Source organism: Helicobacter sp. MIT 03-1616 (assembly GCF_000765685.2).
Taxonomy (GTDB): domain Bacteria; phylum Campylobacterota; class Campylobacteria; order Campylobacterales; family Helicobacteraceae; genus Helicobacter_C; species Helicobacter_C typhlonius.
Genome location: NZ_JROY02000005.1, coordinates 153209 through 173378, shown reverse-complemented (window position 1 = coordinate 173378; position 20170 = coordinate 153209). Strand labels below are relative to the sequence as shown.

Below are 20170 nucleotides of genomic sequence, written 5' to 3'. Positions count from 1 at the left end.
ATTTAAGATTGCTTTGCATTTTTATTACAGAATCTCGCCACAAACATTGACACATATCAACAAAGTGTGTATTTTAGAGACTATTTTGATTCTAAATCTTTCTCTTGCAGTGGCAGATTTGGCTCTCTTACAGAATCTGTAGAATCCCCTGTGGCACTATCTTTTGCGCTCGATTCTTTCCCCAAAGATTCAGAATCTTGTGCCTCATCTTGATATGAATCTATCTCCTCTGTATAGCTTTCTTTCGTAGGCTCTAAGCCTGCCTCAATTGTATTTGCTAACTTGCCTAGGAGACTATCCACCGGCTTTAGGATTCTACCCACCATTTCAAATGGGCTCGTCAAAATGTCCCCAATCACGCTTACTTCACTCTTTGGATTATCAAGTGTGCCTTTCATCACAATCCCTGTTGTGAATTTACCATCATCACCCAAAATCACATAGCCCACAAGCGGAATCTTATCTAGAATTGAAGTAAGCGTTTTAAGCGTGGAGGCTTTAAGCACAATATCAAGCTCTTTATTTTTAAGCGTGAGCAAACCCCCGCCCTCCACATCAATTGAACTTCCTATGAGATTGATATTTTCAAGCACCAAATAATCCTCATTGATGAGAAATTCTACCTTGCCTGTTTTTATCTCATAGCCATTCGCACCAAGCCCGGGTTTGCGGAAAGTAAGCAGTGCCGGGATTGTATCAATAAGTGCCAAAACATTTTGCACAATTGCCAAATCCCTATAAATTGTGTTTTGCATTGTGATTGCACCCTTTAGCGCACCATCATCATAAACGCCATTAAAGCTAAAAAGCCCTCCGCTAAAGATTTCTCTTTGCCATACGCGATTTAAAAACTTATTACTAAAGTTGCTTAGTCGCACAATTGCACGAGAATATGCCATATCCACATTTGCCACGCCATTACCATAGGTAACATCAGCGCGTATCATACCATCGCGTATAGACAAGGAGGCATTATCCGCAGGAATAATGTATCCACCTAAATGAAAGTCTATATTTCGCGCTTCAATGTAAGTAATATGCGGTGAAAGCTTGTTTTGACGCTCATACGCCCTTTTTGCCCTAATAAATTTCTCAAACTCCTCACGCTCTTTTGCGCTCAGCTTCTCTCCATTCTCATTTTTTTGATTAATTTGCGCCAAAACAGGCAAAGTGCTTGAAAATACCTCATCAATATACAAATCATAGCCATCTGCGATAACCTTAACGGTATTGCCCTCTTTAGTAAGCATAAATCTTTTATCTGTGGAGTTGATAAAAATACCCTTACTATCAATTTTTCCCTCTAGTTTCAAATGGCTTAGGATTTTAGAATTCTTATCATACAACGGGTAGCGCAAATCATTAATGTCTCCACTAAGATAAATCACATCAAAATCCTTGCTCCACACTTTAAGCATACCTTTTGATATGCCAAAATACTGCAAAATCGGTGAGTATGGATACACCTTTGCAATATCACTTACTTCAAACACACTCTCATCACCAAAGTGCATAGTGAGCCCAAAATCTGGTAGGACAATCATCTTTTGCTTACCCAAATCCCCAAAAATACTAATTTTATGCAAACGATTTTTATTGATTTTTAGAATCTCCTCGCTAAAGCCACGTTTAGATTCATCGTGTATGGCTTGAATGATACGTTTTGTCAGCTCATCGCTATCTTTTGGAATCTTCGGTAATGATACATTTTGAGAAAAGCTTTGTGAAGTCAGCGCGAATTTATTAATTAACAAATCCCCTTGCAACTTTGAATCTTGCAGATTCCATAGTATATTGAGCGTGCCTTGAATACTATTAGCGTAATCAACTTTTGTGTTAAGAATCTGCATATACGCGTTTTTGTCATTATGTGAAAAAACGAGCTGCAACTGCTGTGCTTCCAAACTTTGAGAGCCAAACTTGAGTATTGTTTTTGCGGCACTTATATTGCCATTAAGCCACACTTGCGTTTGGTCTTTTTGAGGCTTTATATCAATATCAAGCTTTACTTTTAGTGCAGAATCTGCACTCCTTATGGGGAGATTCACTCCATAGACTTGCAAAAGCTCGTTAAGCTCGTTATTGATATGTGTATTTTGCGAAGCAATGCTTACTTTCACGCCAAGGGGTTGGGTAAAAACATTGCTTATCACAACCTCTGAGCCTTCAAGGTCAATATTTGTAAAAGATGGCTTTTTAAACAAAAAGCGTAAATTTTCATCACGCATATACAAAATCACGCGCGTAGCTTCAATGGGCTTTAAATGTGGAGCGAGATAGACTTTAGGTGCCTCTATAGCCAAATCAAGTTCGAGCGTTTTTTGCAATTTTGCAAAAAAAAGCTTATCAAACGTGCTTTGAAATCGAAGAGAGTGGAGCTTTAGCACATCATAGCGTATATTTTTAAAAAGCCAATCATTGAGTGTTTTATTCTTGAGCTTAAGGATAAAGGGCTTAAAAGTATTAAGATTATACAAATGCGATGAGGACGCCTCTAAGTCAATCTTATAAAAATCAGTGATTGCGTGTATAAAGAGTGTGGGCTGCTCCATATCGCCTGTTGGCTCTTTTGGCGAAATACTCATATCTGCTTCAAGCGTCTTTTTTACCCCTTGATAAGCAAGTTTCCCTTGTATCTGCATACCAAGCGAGAGAATCTCGAGCTGCAAAATACGTAACTCTGTAACCTTGCTATTCTCCTCCACAATAAATTGTGCTAAAAGCTGCGGCGTCTTAATGCTGTATTCACTACCATCATAATGCACACTATACGCTAGATTGTCCTTTAAGGCAATATGCTCAATATCAAGCTTTTCAAAATACGAAATGACAAAAAGGAATTTTTTTATCCACCCTAAAATATCCTCTGCGCTCATTAAATCTTCATCGTCTTCTTGCACCCCTTCATCATCTTGCAATGCACTAAGATTGAGCGTATCAATGTGCAAAATCAACTTGTTATTTAATCTAAGATAGAATCCATCAATATGAATTTTACCAAAGCTCATACTTTGAGCGTAAATGCCGTTTGAAAGCACCTTATATCCCATAATGGAGAGTGTAAGCATAATGCCTAAGAAAATAACGATACTTGCGATACTTTTAGACTTAATTTTTCTCATTGCCATAACCATTCTATTTTATTTGCTCCAACCTGTGCAGACTGAACGCATACTGAATCTGCCAAAAGGCTCTCTCAACAAGATTATAACATACTTAGACAATAATGGAACTTCGCTCAATAAGCTTGATAGCCTTTTTATACGTTTTTTAGGACAGCCCCAAAGTGGATTCATAGATATTAAAGCCGAAGTGTTACCTAAGGGAGCGTTTTTTAAGGCACTCGTTAGCTCAAAAGCCGCTACAAAAGATGTTACACTTATTCCGGGTGAGACGATGTATTATTTCATACGCATTTTAGCCCAAACTTTCTCTCTCTCAACAGAATCCTTGCAAGAGGCTTATGATAAGTATTTTCCATACCCTGATGGTGTAATTTTTCCCGATACTTATAGTTTGCCTATTGGCATCAATGAAGATGAGACAATGAATCTTCTCTATCAACTATCAATGCAAAAACACGAGCAAAATGCAAAACGACTCCTTGGCAAATATGATGAAAAAGAATGGTTTAAAAATGTAGCAATCGCTTCTGTGGTGCAAAAAGAAGCCGCAAACAATGAGGAAATGCCTATCGTGGCAGCCGTAGTATTTAATCGCTTAGAGAAAAATATGCCCCTACAAATGGACGGCTCACTAAATTATGGGCAATATTCACACAGCAAGGTAACACCAGAGAGGATAAGAAATGATGAAAGCCCTTATAACACTTATAAATACAAAGGTGTGCCTCCATATCCCGCCGGAAGCGTGAGCCTACAAGCCATTGAAGCAGTGCTTAAACCTGCTCAAGTGGATTATCTCTATTTCGTGCGAGATAGAGCCACAGGGACACATAAATTTAGCAAAACTTATGAAGAACATCGCAGTCATTTTTAATTTTATTTGCTTTTAAGTTAAATTGTTTCATAGTTAGCAAGTTAAAATTTTTGTTTAACTTTTGTAAGATTTTGACTTTGTAGTAACATTGCAAAAAGTAAATATGGCACAACTGATAAGGACAAAGATGTTTAATAAAATAGCCATCATAGGCGGTTCTGGGAATGTCGGCTCTCATATTGCGTTTTTAGGAGCGATGAGAGGCTTGGCAAAAGAGTTTCTCCTTTTTAGTATTGATTTGCCTCGCTGTAAGGGAGTTGGGCTTGATATTTCACAAGCTGCCGCGATTTTTAATATCCCTGTTTGTGTAAAAGGCTGCGAATCTTATGAGGATTTGAGAGAAAGTGAAGTGGTGGTAATTACAGCTGGATTCCCACGCACACCACAAATGACTCGCGATGATTTATTGCTCAAAAACGCGGAGATTGTGCAAGAAATCGCACAAAATGTCGCGAGAGTTGCCCCAAATGCGATACTCATCATCGTATCAAATCCGCTTGATAGTATGTGTCTTGTCGCAAAGCAATGGAGTGGATTCGAAAAACATCGCGTGATAGGTATGGCTGGCATACTCGATGGTGCTAGACTTGCCTATGAAAGCAAGGTTGTTTTGAATGATTTTACAAAACATATAGAATCTTGCGTGATAGGAGCGCATAGCGATGATATGCTGCCACTACTGCGCCATTGTGTATGCAATGACAAAACTTTGGCTGATGTGCTGGATTCACAAATGCAAAAAGAAGTGATAGCGCAAACAAAAGGTGGTGGGGCAAAGATTGTGGGCTACTATAAACAAGGAAGTGCGTATTTTGCTCCTGCGAGTGCGGTGGTAAGAATGCTTGAGTTAATTGATTCACCAAGTGATGATGTGCTCGTATGTAGCGTATATACAGAGGGTGAATACGATATGGAAAGCATTTATCTTGGACTTCCTATCAAACTTGGCAAAAAAGGAGTAAAACATATTGTAGAGCTAAAGTTAAACGATCAAGAGCGGGAAATGTTAAAAATCTCCGCACAGGGTATCAAAAAACAAGTTGAGATTCTTAAAAATAACAAATTGTTAGGATAGAGAATCTACCATACACTTAAGTTCAAACTAAAAGAAAGGAAGGGAAATGGGTATTAAAAAAGCACCGCAAAATGTGCCGGTATGGGTTGATGAGACGCGTTGCAAGGCGTGTGATGTATGTGTATCACTTTGTCCAAGTGGCGTTTTGGGTATGAGAAAAGATGAGCATAAGATTCTAGGCAAAATCATCTCTGTGGCATATCCAGAGAGTTGCATAGGCTGCAGAGAGTGCGAATTGCATTGTCCAGATTTTGCTATCTTTGTTGCCGATAAAGAGGAGTTTAAATTTGCCAAAGTCAGCAAAGAAGCACAAGAGAGAGCAGCAAAAATCAAAGAAAATAAATTTATGGTAGTGTAAGGAGAAAGTATGCGTGAGTTAATTACAGGAGGAAATGAGCTTGTCGCCTTGGCTGCGAGAGAGGCTGGTTGTCGTTTTTTTGGTGGGTATCCTATCACACCTTCGAGTGAAATTGCCCACGAAATGAGCGTGGAGTTACCAAAAATTGGTGGGAAATTTATCCAAATGGAAGATGAAATTAGCGGTATTGCTGTGGCTTTGGGTGCATCTATGAGCGGCACAAAGGCGATGACTGCTACTTCGGGTCCGGGGATTTCGCTCAAATCCGAGCAAATCGGCTATGGCTTTATGGCAGAGATTCCACTCGTGGTTGTTGATGTAATGCGCGGTGGTCCTTCTACGGGGCTTCCTACGCGTGTATCACAAGGCGATGTAAATCAAGCTAAATCGCCAAGCCACGGGGATTTTTGCTCTATTGCTATTGCAGTTGGAAATTTACAGGAAGCCTACACACAGACTATCCGTGCTTTCAATCTCGCCGAAAAATATATGACGCCTGTATTTTTGCTCCTTGATGAAACCATAGGACATATGCACGGCAAGACGCTTATTCCTGATTTTAAGGATATTGAGCCAACTATCTGCAATAGACGAGAGTTTAAAGGCGACCCTAAAGATTATGAGCCTTATGCAGTGCCACAAGATGAACCAGCCATTTTGAATCCATTCTTCAAGGGCTACAAATACCACATTACAGGGCTTCATCACAGCGGGAGCGGATTCCCAACTGAAGACGAAAAACTCTCGCAAGATCTCATTGATAGACTCTTTAACAAAATAGAATCTCGCGTTGATGATATTGTGGAGTACGAAGAATATATGCTTGATGATTCAGATATTGTTATCATCGCTTATGGTTCGGTATCACTCTCTGTAAAAGAAGCTATCCACTCTTTGCGTAAGCAAAATATCAAAGTCGGGCTTTTCCGCCCTATCACACTTTGGCCTAGCCCTGCAAAACAGCTTAAGGCTCTAGGCAAGAAGTTTAGCAAGATATTGATGATTGAGCTAAATAAGGGACAATACAGACAGGAGGTAGAGCACATTATGCAAAAAGACATTACATTCCTTGGCAAAGCAAATGGTCGCAGTATCTCTCCAACAGAAATTATCACAAAAATCAAGGAGTTCTAAGATGGCTTTTAATTACGAAGAATATTTACGAATAAACAAAATGCCCACACTTTGGTGCTGGGGCTGTGGTGATGGCGTAATTCTAAAAAGCGTTATACGCACTATTGATTCGCTTGGTTGGAATATGAATGATGTCTGTATCGTAAGCGGTATTGGCTGTTCTGGACGCTTTAGCTCGTATGTAAATTGCAACACAGTGCATACTACGCACGGGCGCACAATGGCGTATGCTACGGGTATCAAGCTTGCCAATCCGGATAAGAAGGTTATTGTTATTTCAGGCGATGGAGATTCAATGGCAATCGGTGGTAACCACACGATACACGCTTGTCGCCGCAATATTGATTTGAATCTTGTGATGATTAATAACTTCATCTATGGACTTACAAACTCCCAAACCTCGCCCACAACGCCAAAAGACTTTTGGACTGTTACGGCTCAATATGGCAATATAGACCCAAATTTTGATCCTTGCGAAATGGCAAGTGCTGCGGGGGCGACTTTTGTCGCTAGGGAAAGTGTGCTTTCTCCCAAAAAGCTTGAAAAAGTGCTTATGGAGGGATTCACGCATAAGGGCTTTAGTTTCTTTGATATTCATAGTAACTGCCATATCAATCTCGGGCGCAAAAACAAAATGGGTGAGGCAACTTCTATGCTTAAATGGATAGAATCTCGCCTTGTGTCAAAAACTAAATTTGATGCACTCTCACCAGAAGAACAAGTGGGTAAATTCCCCACAGGTGTGCTCAAACATCAAACTGACAAAATCGAATACACAGAGGCGTATGATGGCGTGATTGCTAAAGCTCAAGCTAAAGCAGGGGGTGCGAAATGATACATCAACTACGATTTACCGGTGTAGGCGGACAAGGTGTGCTTTTGGCAGGAGAGATTCTCGCTGAAGCGCAAATCAAAGATAAGGGCTATGGCGTAAAGGCGGCTACTTATACAAGCCAAGTGCGTGGAGGTCCTACAAAGGTGGATATATTGCTTAGTGATGAGGAGATTCTCTATCCTTATGCAAATGAGGGCGAAATTGAGTTTATGCTCTCTACTGCGCAGGTAAGCTATGACTCGTTTAAAAATGGCGTGAGAGAAGGAGGCGTGATTGTTGTCGAGCCAAACCTCGTGCGCCCAAGTGATGAGGACAGAAAAAAATTTAAAATTTATGAGATTCCTATCATCACAATCGCAAAAGAAGAGGTGGGAAATGTCGTAACACAATCGGTTGTGGCACTTGCCATTACAACTGCTTTTACAAAATGTGTAGATAGAGACCTTGTCTTTGAGACAATGATTGAAAAAGTCCCTGCTAAAGTGCAAGAAGCAAATAAAAAGGCGTTTGAGCTAGGCGAAAAATACGCCAAAATCGCACAAGAAAAAGCCTAGTTTTAGGCAAAGCTTAAAAGAGACACAACTCTTTTAAGCAAAACTTTTAGAAAACATTGCATTATCTTTGATTAAAGCCTTTAAAAATCTAATCAAGTTGCGTGAATCTACTATTTCCACACTCCCCTACTTTCACTTTCCACGCAATATAGCGCAGACAGATTCATAAGCAGATTTGAGAGAAACAATAACATAAGCAATGCGTTATGAATTTATGCTAAAATACGGGCATTTTATCTTAAAGGATTTTTGTGGCATATACAGACACCCAGACGCATACAGACCTACTGCTTGAAGAACCAAAGCTCTATCGTGTATTGCTTTTGAACGATGATTATACTGCTATGGATTTTGTTACACAAATTCTCATCGAGGTCTTTGATAAAACTTCCGATGAAGCCACCACGATTATGCTCAAGATTCACAATGAGGGTAAGGGCGTGTGTGGTATATACACCTATGATATTGCTGAACTCAAAAGCCAAATTGTCAGTCAAAAGGCAAAAGCGCAATCCTATCCATTGCGCGTTATTGTCGAGGAAATGCCTTAGGAGTAGCAAATGATAGGACAGAATCTTACGCTTATTTTCAGTGACTCATTTGATATTGCTAGGGAAATGCGTCATAATATCATAACTACCGAACATATTTTTCTCGCAACTTTAAACAACACACAAGGCAGGTCTATACTCAAACGATGTGGTGGTAATATCAAGGAAATGCGCCGAATGACGAGCCTATATCTACAAAAATACGTGCCCTTCTCTCACGAGCTTACAGAAAATCCTGTCCAAACACCCGCCCTTGATAGAATCATTGAAACAATGGTTAAACACGCCCAAAATAGTAATCGACAAAATATTGATGTAGGTGATTTACTCGCTTCAATTATGGAGGAGAGTCAGAGCTTTAGCACACAGATTCTAAAGTCGCAGGGCATTGACCGCCTAAGTGTGCTAGAGGTAATTACGCAGCAAAATCAAGATATTCAAGATACGGAGCCAGATTCAAAAGAATCGCTAGAAAACTACCTCGCAAAATACACAAAGAATCTCACTCACTTTGCTGGAGAGGGCAAAATCGACCCCGTCATTGGACGCGAGGAAGAAATATGGCGTGTGAGTGAGATACTCTGTCGGCGTAAGAAAAATAATCCTATCCTTGTAGGCGAACCGGGTGTGGGAAAAACCGCCATAGCAGAGGGTTTAGCGCTTGAAATTTATCACAAAAGATTACCAAAAACATTGCATAACGCTCAAGTTTTTGCACTTGATATGGGAGCAATGATTTCAGGGAGTAAGTATCGAGGCGATTTTGAAAAACGTCTTAAGGGTGTGCTTAAAGAAATAGCTCAAATCCCACATAGCATATTATTTATTGATGAGATTCACACCATCGTGGGCGCAGGGGCTACTTCTGGTTCAAGTCTTGATGCGTCAAATCTCCTCAAACCCGCCCTTGCCAATGGCACATTGCGCTGTATTGGCGCAACAACTTTCAATGAGTTTAAAACACATTTTGACAAGGATAAAGCCCTCTCTCGCCGCTTTAGCAAGGTTGAAGTCAAAGAGCCAAGCATTGAAGATTGCTATAAAATCATAGAGGGATTAGCACCCATTTATGAATCCTATCATCATATCAAATACACCAAAAGTGCGCTCAAAGCCTGTGTGGATTTATCCGCGCGATACATAAGTGATAAGTTTCTGCCTGATAAGGCGATTGACTTGCTCGATGAAGTGGGAGCAAATAGCAAAATTTACCGCACAGATAGACACTCCACACCCACAATCACCATAAAAGATATAGAATCTATCCTTAGCAAAAGCGTGCATATCCCCAAAAGCTCCATTAGCACAGATGAAAGTAAGTCGCTTCTGCACCTATCAAGCAAGCTCAAAGAGCGTATATTCTCACAAGATAGGGCGATTGAGGAACTTAGCAATGTAATAAAGAAAAATAAAGCCGGACTAAGCGAGGGTAACAAGCCAATCGGTAGTTTTGTCTTTGCTGGACCTAGCGGCGTGGGTAAAACTGAACTCGCCAAAGAATTGGCTAAGATTCTAGGTATTGGCTTTGTCAAATTTGATATGAGCGAATATATGGAGCCTCATTCTATCTCCCGCCTCATTGGTGCGCCTGCTGGATATGTGGGCTTTGAGCAGGGTGGTTTGCTTGTCGATGCGGTGCGTAAAAATCCTCATTGTGTGCTTTTGCTTGATGAGATTGAAAAAGCACATAGTGATATTTACAATGTGTTATTGCAGATTCTAGATTCTGCAAGTTTGACAGACAATGCCGGCAATAAGGCGGATTTTAAAAATGTTATTGTTATTATGACGAGCAATGCCGGGAGCAAAGAGGCAAATACACTAGGATTTAGGGCGGATATGCAAAGCAAGAATGATAGCGCGATAAAGATTCTATTCTCACCAGAGCTACGCAGTCGTATCGATAGTGTCATTCATTTTAATCCACTTACTATCAAGGAATACACGCTCATCGCACAAAAATACATTAACGACCTTGCCCTCTCGTTCAAAAATCGCCATATCAATCTTGCCATAGATTCTAAAGCCCTCAATTATCTTGCCTCGCAGAGTATGGATAAGGCACTGGGTGCACGCGAGATGAAAAAAATCATTGACAATGAAATAAAAATTCCTTTGAGTGATGAGATTCTCTTTGGTGCGCTCAAAAAGGGTGGCAATGTGAAAATCACACTCCGCAAAGAAACAAAGGCGGATTCTAAAGCCACAAACCAAGCAGACGATAAAACAAACACTAACCAATCGCGCATTCAGCTCCTATGCGAGAAATCGCAAAAAACAAGAGCAAAAAAAGATGTTGCCAAATCTCTTTAATTTTTGCTGGGATTCGCATCTAGCCTGCGTGTATCGCCCCGCATTTGATGGTTTTGGCGGATATTTTAAGCCAATCAATGATTTTAAGGCAAACATCACGCTTGTAGGCTTAGAGAAAGAAATGCTCTCTCTCTCACACAACACCCGAGCTTTTTTAGAGGATAAAAAAGCCTCTCACGCCTTGCTTTGGGGTGCTAGAGGCTGTGGCAAAAGCTCACTTTTAAAGCTCACTCTTTCTCAATTTTTGCGCGAAGATTCTATTTTGCGTGTCATTGAGCTAAACAAAGAATCGCTTGGAATCTTGCCTATGGTGCAGGATTGTGTGCGTGATTTGCCCTATAAATTTGTCATCGTGTGCGATGATTTATGTTTTGAATCTAACGACCATAGCTACAAGTCATTAAAAAGTATCCTTGAAGGCTCGTTTGAAAATAAAGCGCATAATGTGCTTTTATACACGACTTCAAACTATCGCCATTTAGTGAGTGAATCTTACCCGCAGGATACACTCCATCTTAATGACGCACAAGATGAGATTCTCTCCCTTAGTGATAGATTTGGACTAAGTATAGGATTCTATGCTTTTTCTCGCGCAGAGTATTTGGAGCTAATAGCACAGATTCTAAACATAAAGCTTGATAATGAAATTCAAACAAGAGCGATGCGATTTAGCACACTCAAAGGCTCGTGTTCTCCCCGCATAGCGCAAGAATTTTGTATCCTCTATCGCAACAAGATTCTATAAATACGACTCTAGCGAATTAAGCTATTATTTACAGATGAGACAAACTTTTTAGCTATGATTGCCACACATAAAAGGAGATTCTATGCGTATTCTATCTTGCTTATTTGCCTGTATGATTACTTGCACGCTCTTTGCGCATAATGTAATGCCCGTGCAGAATCCAGACAGCACACAAATGCGTGAGATTCTCCTCCAATCCATAGAAGATGATAACTTCAACAGCGGGGACAATCTCGACTTAAACTATCTCCGCACCCTAATGGTGTATCTCCAAGGTGCGGCAGATACCTCTACATTTTTTATCAAACACTCCACGCACAAAAAAACGCTTGATATTGCACAAAATATTACCAAGAGCTACAAAAATGAAATTGCCACTCTCACATCACTTTTGCCACAAATTGCGGAGCAAAAAAGACTATATAGCCCAAAAGAAGCAACGCTTTTTAATAACCAAAACATAAACAATAAGACAACTTTAATTGAAACACTTGATGGGCTAGACCTCGGTAGAAATATCAGCACAAATTTTGTCCTTATGCTCACCCCATACCAGCAACATATTGTCAGCATATCAAAGGCAATTTTGCAATACACACAAATCGAGGAAATAAAGGCAATCGCCGAACAAATGCTTGCCACCCACGAGCAAATCCTCCAATCACTCCAAGCCCTTGCCCCGCCAACAAAGAAGTAAGCATACGAGTATGTATCAAGCTAAAAATAAAACAAGCAATGCCCCAAATACAATTATTATGGGGCGGATTCAGAATCTTTGTATTTCGCGCCTAAGTCCGCACGGCGCATATCTCACACCCTCGCAACCCCACATACAAGAGATTATTCAAAACAAAGCACAATCACAGATTGACAAAGAGTATATATCTCACGCAAAAACAAATGAAGATTCTGTAACACAAGTGCTCTTGCCAAATAAATTTCTCCCATCGCAAAGTATAATTGGCGATGTGCTCAAAGTCTTTGTTTATACAGATTCAGATGACCGCCCTATTGCTACCACCCAGCACCCAAAGGCACAACGCGATGATATTGCTATACTCAAAGTCGTAGGACATAACGCGTTTGGTTGTTTTTTGGATATTGGTATCAATAAAGATATTTTTATGCCCACTAAGAATCCCTCACATTTCGCACTACATCAAGAAGTCGCTGTGATTCTCACACTCGATAAACAATCACGCCTCATCGCAAAAAATGTCAAATCATTTTTGCACAAAATTTCACATATCCCGCCACACACACAAGTAAAAGCCTTTGTATTTGAGCGCACACCGCTTGGCTTTGGCTGTGTTGTGGAACTTGTAGATTCTATACAAAATGACAAAAACCCAACTCAAAGACAATATTCACAGCATAGCGCACAATTACAGAATCTACCCGAACAAACACCCCCAAAATACTATGGGTTACTTTTTACAGATGCCATTCCTCAAAACACAAAAGTGGAGATTGGCACATATATCGATGCCTACACGCAGGGTTACCGTGATGACAATAAACTAAACCTTACACTTTTTGTCCCGCACAGCGATGATATAAAATCACTTATTTTAAAATCTATGCCCTTACACTTGGATTTTTCTAGCTCACCAGAGGATATTTTTGCAACATTCCACATCAGCAAAAAGCTTTTTAAAAGATTCATAAACGAGCTCGTGCGTGAGGGGCAAATCACATTTGATAAAGAAAATGGTATATTTAGGCGCATAAAATAATACAAACAAAGGAGTAAAAATGACTGCATTCATCACTGGTGCATCTTCGGGCATAGGCGAGGCGATTGCAAGGCTTTTTGTGGCGCATTCCCATAGAGTGATTATCTTGGCAAGGAGACAAGATAAAATTAAGAATCTACAAAAAACCCTAGGAGAATCTTGCCAAAGCATAATATGTGATGTGAGTGATACACAATATATACAATCTGCACTTCAAAATCTCCCAACGCCATTTCAAAATATTGATGTGCTTGTGAATAATGCCGGAAAAGCTTTGGGATTAAGTAGCGCAGACAAAGCAGATATATGCGATTGGAAAGAAATGGTAGAGGTGAATATCCTAGCTCTTATTAAGCTTACGCATTTGATTCTACCTCAAATGGTAGCGCAAGGTTATGGACATATTATCAATATTGGCTCAATCGCAGGAAACTATCCTTATCCGGGTGGCAATGTATATGGCGCGAGCAAGGCTTTTGTGAGGCAATTTAGCCTTAATTTAAGGGCAGATTTGTATGATAAAAACATTCGCGTAACCAATATTGAACCCGGGCTATGCGGTGGAAGTGAATTTTCACAAGTGCGTTTTAAAGGTGATGAGGCTAAGGCAAAAAGTGTATATGAAGATACAACTCCACTTATGCCTGAAGATATTGCCCAAAGTGTGCTATGGGTTGCCTCACTACCTCAACATATCAATATCAATACGCTTGAAATAATGCCTACTACTCAAGCTCCAGCAGCATTAAATGTCTATAAAAATACAAATAAAGGCAAAAAATAGGGCATTTAACATAATTGTATTCATAAAGGTGGTAGAATAATTTTCTCATTTTTATGTTGTAACCAAAGGAGTAGTATGCAATGGTCTACACAAAGTTGGCGAGATAAACCTATCAAGCAGCACCCAACTTATAAGGATAAAGCACTTTTAGAATCTGTGGAAGCACAGCTTAAATCTTACCCACCGCTTGTTTTTGCAGGTGAATCAAGGGCTTTGCAAGAGCGTTTAGCTCAAGTATGCAAAGGGGAAGCTTTTTTGCTCCAAGGCGGGGATTGCGCTGAAAGTTTTTCTCAATTTAATGCAATTAACATTCGTGATTTATTTAAAGTGATTATCCAAATGGGTGCGATTCTTACCTTTGGCGCGTCTTGCCCGATAGTTAAGGTAGGACGCATTGCAGGGCAGTTTGCTAAACCTAGGTCAAGCGATATGGAATCTAATGAACAATGTGAGCTTCCAAGCTATCGCGGAGATATGATTAATGGTATGGAATTTACGCCAGAGGCTCGAGAACATAATCCCGAGCGAATGCTTCAAGCTTATCATCAAAGTGCTGCCACACTTAATCTTTTGCGCGCCTTTGCTCAAGGTGGTTTTGCAGATTTAAATCAAGTACATAAATGGAATCTAAGTTTTGTGAAAAACAATGACTTTGGGCGCAAATATGAGGAACTTGCGTCACGCATCACACAGGCACTTAATTTTATGGAAGCCTGTGGCATTAGCCCAGAGCACCCTAGTCTAAAAGAGACAGAGTTTTACACCTCGCACGAAGCCCTTGTATTGCACTATGAAGAGCCTCTGTGCAGGGAAGATTCACTCACGGGCGATTGGTATGACTGCTCGGCTCATATGCTGTGGATTGGAGAGCGCACAAGAGGGCTTGACGAAGCGCATATTGAATTTTTGCGTGGTGTAAAAAATCCTGTGGGTGTAAAAATTGGACCAAATGCCACAAAAGCAGATATTATGGGGATTTGCGATGCACTCAATCCTAATAACATAAGTGGTAGGCTTAATCTTATTGTGCGTATGGGTGCGGATAAGATTAAGCAAAATTTCCCCAAACTTTTAGAATCTATCAACCAAGAGGGACGTGAGATTGTGTGGAGTTGCGACCCAATGCACGGCAACACAATCAAGGCAAATAATGGCTACAAAACGCGTGTATTTGATAGTGTGTTAAGTGAAGTCAAAAGCTTTTTTGAGATTCACAAAGCGTGCGGAAGTTATGCTGGAGGGGTTCATTTAGAAATGACAGGGGCAGATGTTACAGAATGTGTAGGAGGCTCACAAGCAATTACGGAGGAAGGCTTGGTATGCAATTATAACACGCAATGCGACCCACGCCTCAACGCTACACAAGCCATTGAAATGGCATTTCTTATTGCAGAGATGATTAAAAATCGCTAAGACTTTAAAGCACTTTATAGTCTAAAGTCTTAGAGTATTTGAATCTAAATTATTCTTTTAGATTCAAATACCTTTTACTCTTCTGTGGATTTTACTACTCTTTTATTGAGTGGTTGAATATCTCTTGCATTATGGTGCAATACAGATTCTAAAGATTTAATTTGTTTTGAAGAAACTTCAGGTTGAGTTTTCATCACTACCCATTGCACATTTTCACTACAAGGTGGCGTTGTCAAACTTCCAATAAACTCATAATATCCCTTGTTTTCTGGCAATAAAGACAAAAAGTCAAAGTTTTGGAATTTCTTAGAATTATTAACATCTTTAGGCAAGTTCTTAATGATTTTATCAAATACCTTATTCTCTGCTCCTTCCTTATAAAGAACGCCAACAACAAGTAATTCACCCTTGGCATTTTTATGCACAAAATGCACTTCAAGCGGATAAGTTACACCATTGATATGATTTTCGGAAGGTGTGTGGAAATGAAATTGCATAAGTTCGTAGGTTGTATTATGAAATCGCAAAGACGAAGTGCTATCTTTTAAATCAATCTGCACAGAATGTCCATTATTAGTAATATTTTGTGTCTTTTCATCATAAGCAAAAACAATGTTTTGTTTTGTCTTTTTTGTTTGAGATGGAATAATATCAACTGGTGTTTGTGCCTTACCTGTCTTGCACAACACAAATTGTTTATCCAAGTCTCCCCAATTTTTAGGACCATTCTCCCCATCATAACCCCAATGGACACCTGAAGCCTCACTCGCCCACAAACCTACACACAACAAGCATATAGCTACATAAAACTTTAACATACTATTCTCCTTAAAATTCAAAAAATAAAAGAGTGCTATTCTAGCGCAAAACTATCTAAAAATAATATATTAAAAAAGTGTTTTTTGCATCACATTTGGAATCTGTAATAATTCATAGGTTTTAGCAGTTGCCACACGCCCCTTTGCTGTGCGCTCTAAATAAGCATTTACAAGCAAATAAGGCTCTATCACATCTTCAATGGTTGCCTCATCTTCACTCATCGCCGCCGCAATGGTATTTAGTCCTATTGGCTTGCCCTGTGCCTGCGCGAGAATCTGCAAATAGCGCAAATCAAGCTCATCAAAGCCTAGCTCATTCACACCTAGCTCATTCAGCGCATAACGCACACATTCAAGGCTTATTTCGCTCTCTTTAGCATATATCCCCACATCAGCAAAATCCCTCACCCTACGCAACAAGCGCAAAGCAATGCGTGGAGTGCCTCTTGAGCGGCGTGCAATTTCATCTGCTCCACTTTGCAAGAGCGTTTTATTCATTTTTTTTGCCGCAATACAGACAATTTGTGCTAATTCATCATTTTCATAAAACTGCAGTCTAAAATTCATACCAAATCTATCACGCAATGGATTTGAAAGCATACCTGCTCGAGTAGTTGCTCCAATCAATGTAAAAGGCGCAATATCAAGCTTAATAGTTTGTGCGGCAGGACCAGAACCAATAATAATATCAAGGCGAAAATCCTCCATTGCAGGATAGAGAATCTCCTCAATCGCAGGGCTAAGCCTATGAATCTCATCGATAAATAAAATATCTCCCTTACTTAAATTTGTCAAAATTGCTGCCAAATCTCCTGCTTTTTCAATCATAGGTGCTGCACTTACCTTGATATTGCTCCCCATTTGATGAGCAATGATATGGCTTAAAGTTGTCTTACCAAGTCCGGGAGGTCCAAAAAAAAGGATATGATCTAGGCACTCCCCTCTCTTCTTGCTTGCTTCGATGGCAATTTTGAGATTTTTCTTAATTTTTTCTTGCCCGATATATTCTTCCCACACATTTGGACGCAAAGAAGATTCTTGAGTGGTATCAAAACTCATTTTTTCCACCTCAACCACGCGATTAATCTCCGTGCTTTGAATCTGTGCTTTTTGAAGTGAGATTTTTTCCATTAATAACTCTCTTGTTCACTTGGAAATGCTTGAGATTTTACATCTTTAGCATACGCTCTAATAGCATCTTTAAGAATACTCTTGCCATCACAATAGCGGCGCACGAATTTTGGCTTAAATTCATCAAAAAATCCAAAGGCATCACTCCATACAAGAATCTGCCCATCACAATCCACCCCCGCACCAATACCAATAGTCGGCACAGATAGGGCTTTTGTGATAGCACTTCCGCATTCTTTACTCACACCCTCTACTAAGATTCCAAATACTCCGGCTTCCTGCATAGCAATGGCGGTTTCTATAAGTTGTTGGGATTGCGCCTTATCTTTACCTTTTACTTTAAATCCTCCATCAAAACGCATAAATTGAGGTTTTAAACCAATATGCGCCATTATCGCAAAGCCTTCATCACATAATGCCTTAATCAAAGGGAGTTTATCCATTCCCACTTCAAGTTTTAGAGAATCTGCTGTTGTATTTTTATAGAATCTACGCGCATTTTTAAGTGCTTCTTTTGTTGTAGTGTAGCTTCCAAAAGGCATATCTGCAATAAGAAATGAACGCGTAACCCCCCTACAAACTGCCTTTGTATGATAAAGCATTTCGTCCACACTAAGGCTTAGCGTATCATTTTGCCCACCAAAGCTCATATTGAGGCTATCTCCTACTAAAATCACATCAACCTCACCATCAAATATATGTGCCATAAGCGCGTCATATGCGGTAATTGCGCTAATTTTCTCTATATTTTTCTTAGCCTTTAGGGCATTTAGGCTCAACTTTTTCTCTAGCATTTTCTCTCCTTTGAAGATTCTATTCCCAATGCAACAAAATCACTCCGCATACTACCATAACAACACCTATATACCCCAAAGTATCAAGCTTTTCTTTAAAGAATATATAGCCTCCAAGTATCGTGCCAATAATGCCTACCGCTCCCCAAGTAGAATACGCCACAGACAAAGGCATATCTTCAAGTGCCAAAACCAACACACTAAAAGCTGCCCACACCATAAGAATACAGCCTATTGTATAACCCCTATGTGTGAAAACATTAGACCTTTTGAGAAATAAATTTGCAATCACATCTAATATTGCTGATAGCACAACATATGCTAGTGCTAAACTCATTTTGCTCTCCTCATTTGCGTTTAATTTCCGCATAATTTATCAAGGCAATACCACTAATGGCACACACGATACCGATTTTTTGCCCCAAAGACAGCTCCTCACCAAAATAAAACACACTAATACACACCACGCATAAAGCACCCAACACTTCCCATATCGCATACGCCACACCCACGGAGATTCTCTTAAGTGAAAGTGCCATAAAATAATAAGAAAGCACAAGCAAGACATACATACATATAAGCCCCCAATAATCACCCTCGCTTGCTTTCATTAAATTTACTGCTAAAACTTCAGTAAGAATGGCAAAGACCAAAAACATATACGCTTTTTTTAGACTCATTTACTATTCCTTTGCTTGTTTTGTGCCTTTGTTTTGCGAGATTCCAAACCAGAATGGAGGCTAGCCTCTAAAGGCTTTTTCATAATCACAACAAAAAACACTATACTTACAATAAGCATTACAAAACTTAGAATCTGCCCCATTGATAAGCCAAATGCGTAATATCCCATTTGTGAATCTGCCTCCCTGAAATATTCGCAAGAAAATCGAGCTAAGGCGTAGAAAATACCATAAGAAACAAATAAAATCCCGCGCCTTTTTGTAAATCTCAACACTACAAGCAGCGCAATAAAGACAAGCACACCCTCACTGAAAGCCTCAAAGAGCTGACTAGGATAGCGCAACTCGCCATTGACAAGTATGCCTATACTTTGGCTATCACTTTCCACCACACGCCCATAAAGCTCGTGGTTAAAGAAATTACCAATGCGCCCAAGCACATAACCTAGAGGGATAGAAATCGCGGATAAATCCATAAAGGTCAAAAAAGACTGCTTTTTGAAATAGCAAAACAAAAATGCCGCAATCACAAAGCCAAGCACTGCGCCGTGATAACTAATTCCACTAATGCCGACAAATACTCCATTCATATAGGGATTAAACATCTGCCAAGGCTGCATTAGATATTCCCATCTCTGTGGCGAATACACCAACACATAGCCAACGCGTCCCCCTAAAATCACACCAATTTCTACCCAAATAAAAAAACTATCGAGTTGCTCTTGCGTAATAGGAAAACGGGCATTGTTGTATTTCACAAAAAGCTTTGCAACACCGAGGGCAACGAGCATAGCACTAACATACATAATGCCATACCAATGCACATTTATACCAAAAAAATCAAATGCGATAGGATTTATATACTCATAGATTCTATTCCATACGCTATATTGCTCCAATCTATGCCTCCATAATTTTGATTTGAAACTCATCGACTAAGTTGATTTCCTCAAAAAACATAAACAACCTTAAATCATCAACAACAATTTCTATTTTTATCTTATCTGTATTGCGTAGCTTAAACAAATAGCCTAGCACATAGGAGCTAATGGGATATGCCCTGACAAAATAGATTCTCAACATATGCTGTTCTCCAAGGAATTTTGGCAAAATATCCTCAAGCTCAATCTTAAAAGTCAAAAATGCCTCATAACTCTTAAGCTTACCCACACTGCGCACCATTTGCAAGTCATTAATTGTTTGAACACTAAGTGCCATTGTCTCCCTTTGCTAGAAATAGCGCATTATAT

21 protein-coding genes are annotated in these 20170 nt (G+C 39.7%); 13 read left to right on the top strand and 8 right to left on the bottom strand.

The genetic code is table 11. The features are described from left to right. Window positions 1–80 precede the first annotated feature (80 nt). On the bottom strand, window positions 81–3122 hold the full coding sequence (locus LS67_RS05375) for a DUF3971 domain-containing protein (protein ID WP_236096354.1): 3042 nt from the start codon (window positions 3120–3122) through the stop codon (window positions 81–83). On the opposite strand from LS67_RS05375, the gene mltG reads away from it, so the two are divergent. The 13 genes from mltG (at window position 3070) to LS67_RS05310 (ending at window position 15497) form a co-directional block, all read left to right on the top strand. Next, window positions 3070–3999 carry an endolytic transglycosylase MltG gene (mltG, locus tag LS67_RS05370; RefSeq protein WP_173644075.1) on the top strand — a complete coding sequence of 310 codons (930 nt, stop codon included), beginning with the start codon at window positions 3070–3072 and terminating at the stop codon, window positions 3997–3999. The two genes, LS67_RS05375 and mltG, sit on opposite strands and share 53 nt — an antisense overlap. Before the next feature lie 127 nt (window positions 4000–4126). Further along, window positions 4127–5074: a malate dehydrogenase gene (locus LS67_RS05365; RefSeq protein ID WP_034325548.1), complete on the top strand. Its 948-nt coding sequence runs from the start codon at window positions 4127–4129 to the stop codon at window positions 5072–5074. A 46-nt stretch (window positions 5075–5120) separates the two neighbouring features. Further along, a complete protein-coding gene (locus LS67_RS05360; RefSeq protein WP_034325546.1) occupies window positions 5121–5432 on the top strand; it encodes a 4Fe-4S binding protein in 312 nt (103 codons plus the stop codon). Between the two features lie 9 nt (window positions 5433–5441). Further along, entirely contained in the window at window positions 5442–6566 is a 1125-nt protein-coding gene (locus LS67_RS05355) for a 2-oxoglutarate synthase subunit alpha (RefSeq protein WP_034325543.1), read from the top strand. 1 nt (window position 6567) lies between these two features. After that, on the top strand, window positions 6568–7401 hold the full coding sequence (locus tag LS67_RS05350; RefSeq protein WP_034325540.1) for a 2-oxoglutarate ferredoxin oxidoreductase subunit beta: 834 nt from the start codon (window positions 6568–6570) through the stop codon (window positions 7399–7401). Further along, window positions 7398–7955, top strand: coding sequence for a 2-oxoacid:acceptor oxidoreductase family protein (locus LS67_RS05345; RefSeq protein WP_034325539.1), 558 nt, complete (start codon window positions 7398–7400; stop codon window positions 7953–7955). The genes LS67_RS05350 and LS67_RS05345 overlap by 4 nt, the downstream gene beginning before the upstream one ends. A 251-nt stretch (window positions 7956–8206) precedes the next feature. Continuing rightward, complete coding sequence (locus tag LS67_RS05340; RefSeq protein ID WP_081951433.1) at window positions 8207–8506, top strand: ATP-dependent Clp protease adaptor ClpS; 300 nt, start codon at window positions 8207–8209, stop codon at window positions 8504–8506. A gap of 9 nt (window positions 8507–8515) precedes the next feature. Next, window positions 8516–10819, top strand: a complete 2304-nt coding sequence (locus LS67_RS05335) for an AAA family ATPase (RefSeq protein WP_034325532.1) — start codon at window positions 8516–8518, stop codon at window positions 10817–10819. Further along, window positions 10800–11564: a DUF815 domain-containing protein gene (locus tag LS67_RS05330; protein WP_034325530.1), complete on the top strand. Its 765-nt coding sequence runs from the start codon at window positions 10800–10802 to the stop codon at window positions 11562–11564. Before LS67_RS05335 ends, LS67_RS05330 begins: the two co-directional genes overlap by 20 nt. Window positions 11565–11646: 82 nt before the next feature. Next, the gene (locus LS67_RS05325; protein ID WP_052082077.1) at window positions 11647–12261 is read left to right on the top strand and encodes a DUF305 domain-containing protein; all 615 of its coding nucleotides are present in this window, start codon (window positions 11647–11649) and stop codon (window positions 12259–12261) included. A 10-nt stretch (window positions 12262–12271) separates the two neighbouring features. Next, window positions 12272–13300, top strand: coding sequence for a S1-like domain-containing RNA-binding protein (locus LS67_RS05320; RefSeq protein WP_236096353.1), 1029 nt, complete (start codon window positions 12272–12274; stop codon window positions 13298–13300). Window positions 13301–13319: 19 nt separating this feature from the next. Then, window positions 13320–14084 carry an SDR family NAD(P)-dependent oxidoreductase gene (locus LS67_RS05315; RefSeq protein WP_034325527.1) on the top strand — a complete coding sequence of 255 codons (765 nt, stop codon included), beginning with the start codon at window positions 13320–13322 and terminating at the stop codon, window positions 14082–14084. A 75-nt stretch (window positions 14085–14159) separates the two neighbouring features. After that, on the top strand, window positions 14160–15497 hold the full coding sequence (locus LS67_RS05310; protein ID WP_034325525.1) for a class II 3-deoxy-7-phosphoheptulonate synthase: 1338 nt from the start codon (window positions 14160–14162) through the stop codon (window positions 15495–15497). Between the two features lie 74 nt (window positions 15498–15571). On the opposite strand, the gene LS67_RS05305 is transcribed toward LS67_RS05310, so the two are convergent. From LS67_RS05305 to LS67_RS05275, 7 genes are all read right to left on the bottom strand, one after another. Further along, window positions 15572–16315: a carbonic anhydrase gene (locus LS67_RS05305; protein ID WP_034325523.1), complete on the bottom strand. Its 744-nt coding sequence runs from the start codon at window positions 16313–16315 to the stop codon at window positions 15572–15574. Window positions 16316–16384: 69 nt separating this feature from the next. Further along, window positions 16385–17446: a Holliday junction branch migration DNA helicase RuvB gene (gene ruvB, locus LS67_RS05300; RefSeq protein ID WP_052099806.1), complete on the bottom strand. Its 1062-nt coding sequence runs from the start codon at window positions 17444–17446 to the stop codon at window positions 16385–16387. Continuing rightward, window positions 17446–18240, bottom strand: coding sequence for a 3-methyl-2-oxobutanoate hydroxymethyltransferase (panB, locus tag LS67_RS05295; protein WP_034325521.1), 795 nt, complete (start codon window positions 18238–18240; stop codon window positions 17446–17448). The genes ruvB and panB overlap by 1 nt, the downstream gene beginning before the upstream one ends. Window positions 18241–18259: 19 nt before the next feature. Next, window positions 18260–18577, bottom strand: coding sequence for an SMR family transporter (locus tag LS67_RS05290; RefSeq protein ID WP_034325519.1), 318 nt, complete (start codon window positions 18575–18577; stop codon window positions 18260–18262). A 10-nt stretch (window positions 18578–18587) separates the two neighbouring features. Beyond that, window positions 18588–18920 carry a DMT family transporter gene (locus LS67_RS05285; protein ID WP_034325517.1) on the bottom strand — a complete coding sequence of 111 codons (333 nt, stop codon included), beginning with the start codon at window positions 18918–18920 and terminating at the stop codon, window positions 18588–18590. Beyond that, window positions 18917–19819: a prolipoprotein diacylglyceryl transferase gene (lgt, locus tag LS67_RS05280; protein ID WP_034325515.1), complete on the bottom strand. Its 903-nt coding sequence runs from the start codon at window positions 19817–19819 to the stop codon at window positions 18917–18919. The genes LS67_RS05285 and lgt overlap by 4 nt, the downstream gene beginning before the upstream one ends. A gap of 1 nt (window position 19820) precedes the next feature. After that, window positions 19821–20138 carry a hypothetical protein gene (locus LS67_RS05275; protein ID WP_034325513.1) on the bottom strand — a complete coding sequence of 106 codons (318 nt, stop codon included), beginning with the start codon at window positions 20136–20138 and terminating at the stop codon, window positions 19821–19823. Window positions 20139–20170: the final 32 nt, after the last annotated feature.

Bases quoted from the DNA above. Each gene is read 5' to 3' on its own strand.
- mltG (WP_173644075.1), top strand. From the start codon at position 3,070: ATGCCTAAGAAAATAACGATACTTGCGATACTTTTAGACTTAATTTTT.
- LS67_RS05375 (WP_236096354.1), bottom strand. From the start codon at position 3,122: ATGAGAAAAATTAAGTCTAAAAGTATCGCAAGTATCGTTATTTTCTTA.
- LS67_RS05365 (WP_034325548.1), top strand. From the start codon at position 4,127: ATGTTTAATAAAATAGCCATCATAGGCGGTTCTGGGAATGTCGGCTCT.
- LS67_RS05360 (WP_034325546.1), top strand. From the start codon at position 5,121: ATGGGTATTAAAAAAGCACCGCAAAATGTGCCGGTATGGGTTGATGAG.
- LS67_RS05355 (WP_034325543.1), top strand. From the start codon at position 5,442: ATGCGTGAGTTAATTACAGGAGGAAATGAGCTTGTCGCCTTGGCTGCG.
- LS67_RS05350 (WP_034325540.1), top strand. From the start codon at position 6,568: ATGGCTTTTAATTACGAAGAATATTTACGAATAAACAAAATGCCCACA.
- LS67_RS05345 (WP_034325539.1), top strand. From the start codon at position 7,398: ATGATACATCAACTACGATTTACCGGTGTAGGCGGACAAGGTGTGCTT.
- LS67_RS05335 (WP_034325532.1), top strand. From the start codon at position 8,516: ATGATAGGACAGAATCTTACGCTTATTTTCAGTGACTCATTTGATATT.
- LS67_RS05330 (WP_034325530.1), top strand. From the start codon at position 10,800: ATGTTGCCAAATCTCTTTAATTTTTGCTGGGATTCGCATCTAGCCTGC.
- LS67_RS05325 (WP_052082077.1), top strand. From the start codon at position 11,647: ATGCGTATTCTATCTTGCTTATTTGCCTGTATGATTACTTGCACGCTC.
- LS67_RS05320 (WP_236096353.1), top strand. From the start codon at position 12,272: ATGTATCAAGCTAAAAATAAAACAAGCAATGCCCCAAATACAATTATT.
- LS67_RS05315 (WP_034325527.1), top strand. From the start codon at position 13,320: ATGACTGCATTCATCACTGGTGCATCTTCGGGCATAGGCGAGGCGATT.
- LS67_RS05310 (WP_034325525.1), top strand. From the start codon at position 14,160: ATGCAATGGTCTACACAAAGTTGGCGAGATAAACCTATCAAGCAGCAC.
- LS67_RS05305 (WP_034325523.1), bottom strand. From the start codon at position 16,315: ATGTTAAAGTTTTATGTAGCTATATGCTTGTTGTGTGTAGGTTTGTGG.
- ruvB (WP_052099806.1), bottom strand. From the start codon at position 17,446: ATGGAAAAAATCTCACTTCAAAAAGCACAGATTCAAAGCACGGAGATT.
- panB (WP_034325521.1), bottom strand. From the start codon at position 18,240: ATGCTAGAGAAAAAGTTGAGCCTAAATGCCCTAAAGGCTAAGAAAAAT.
- LS67_RS05290 (WP_034325519.1), bottom strand. From the start codon at position 18,577: ATGAGTTTAGCACTAGCATATGTTGTGCTATCAGCAATATTAGATGTG.
- LS67_RS05285 (WP_034325517.1), bottom strand. From the start codon at position 18,920: ATGAGTCTAAAAAAAGCGTATATGTTTTTGGTCTTTGCCATTCTTACT.
- LS67_RS05275 (WP_034325513.1), bottom strand. From the start codon at position 20,138: ATGGCACTTAGTGTTCAAACAATTAATGACTTGCAAATGGTGCGCAGT.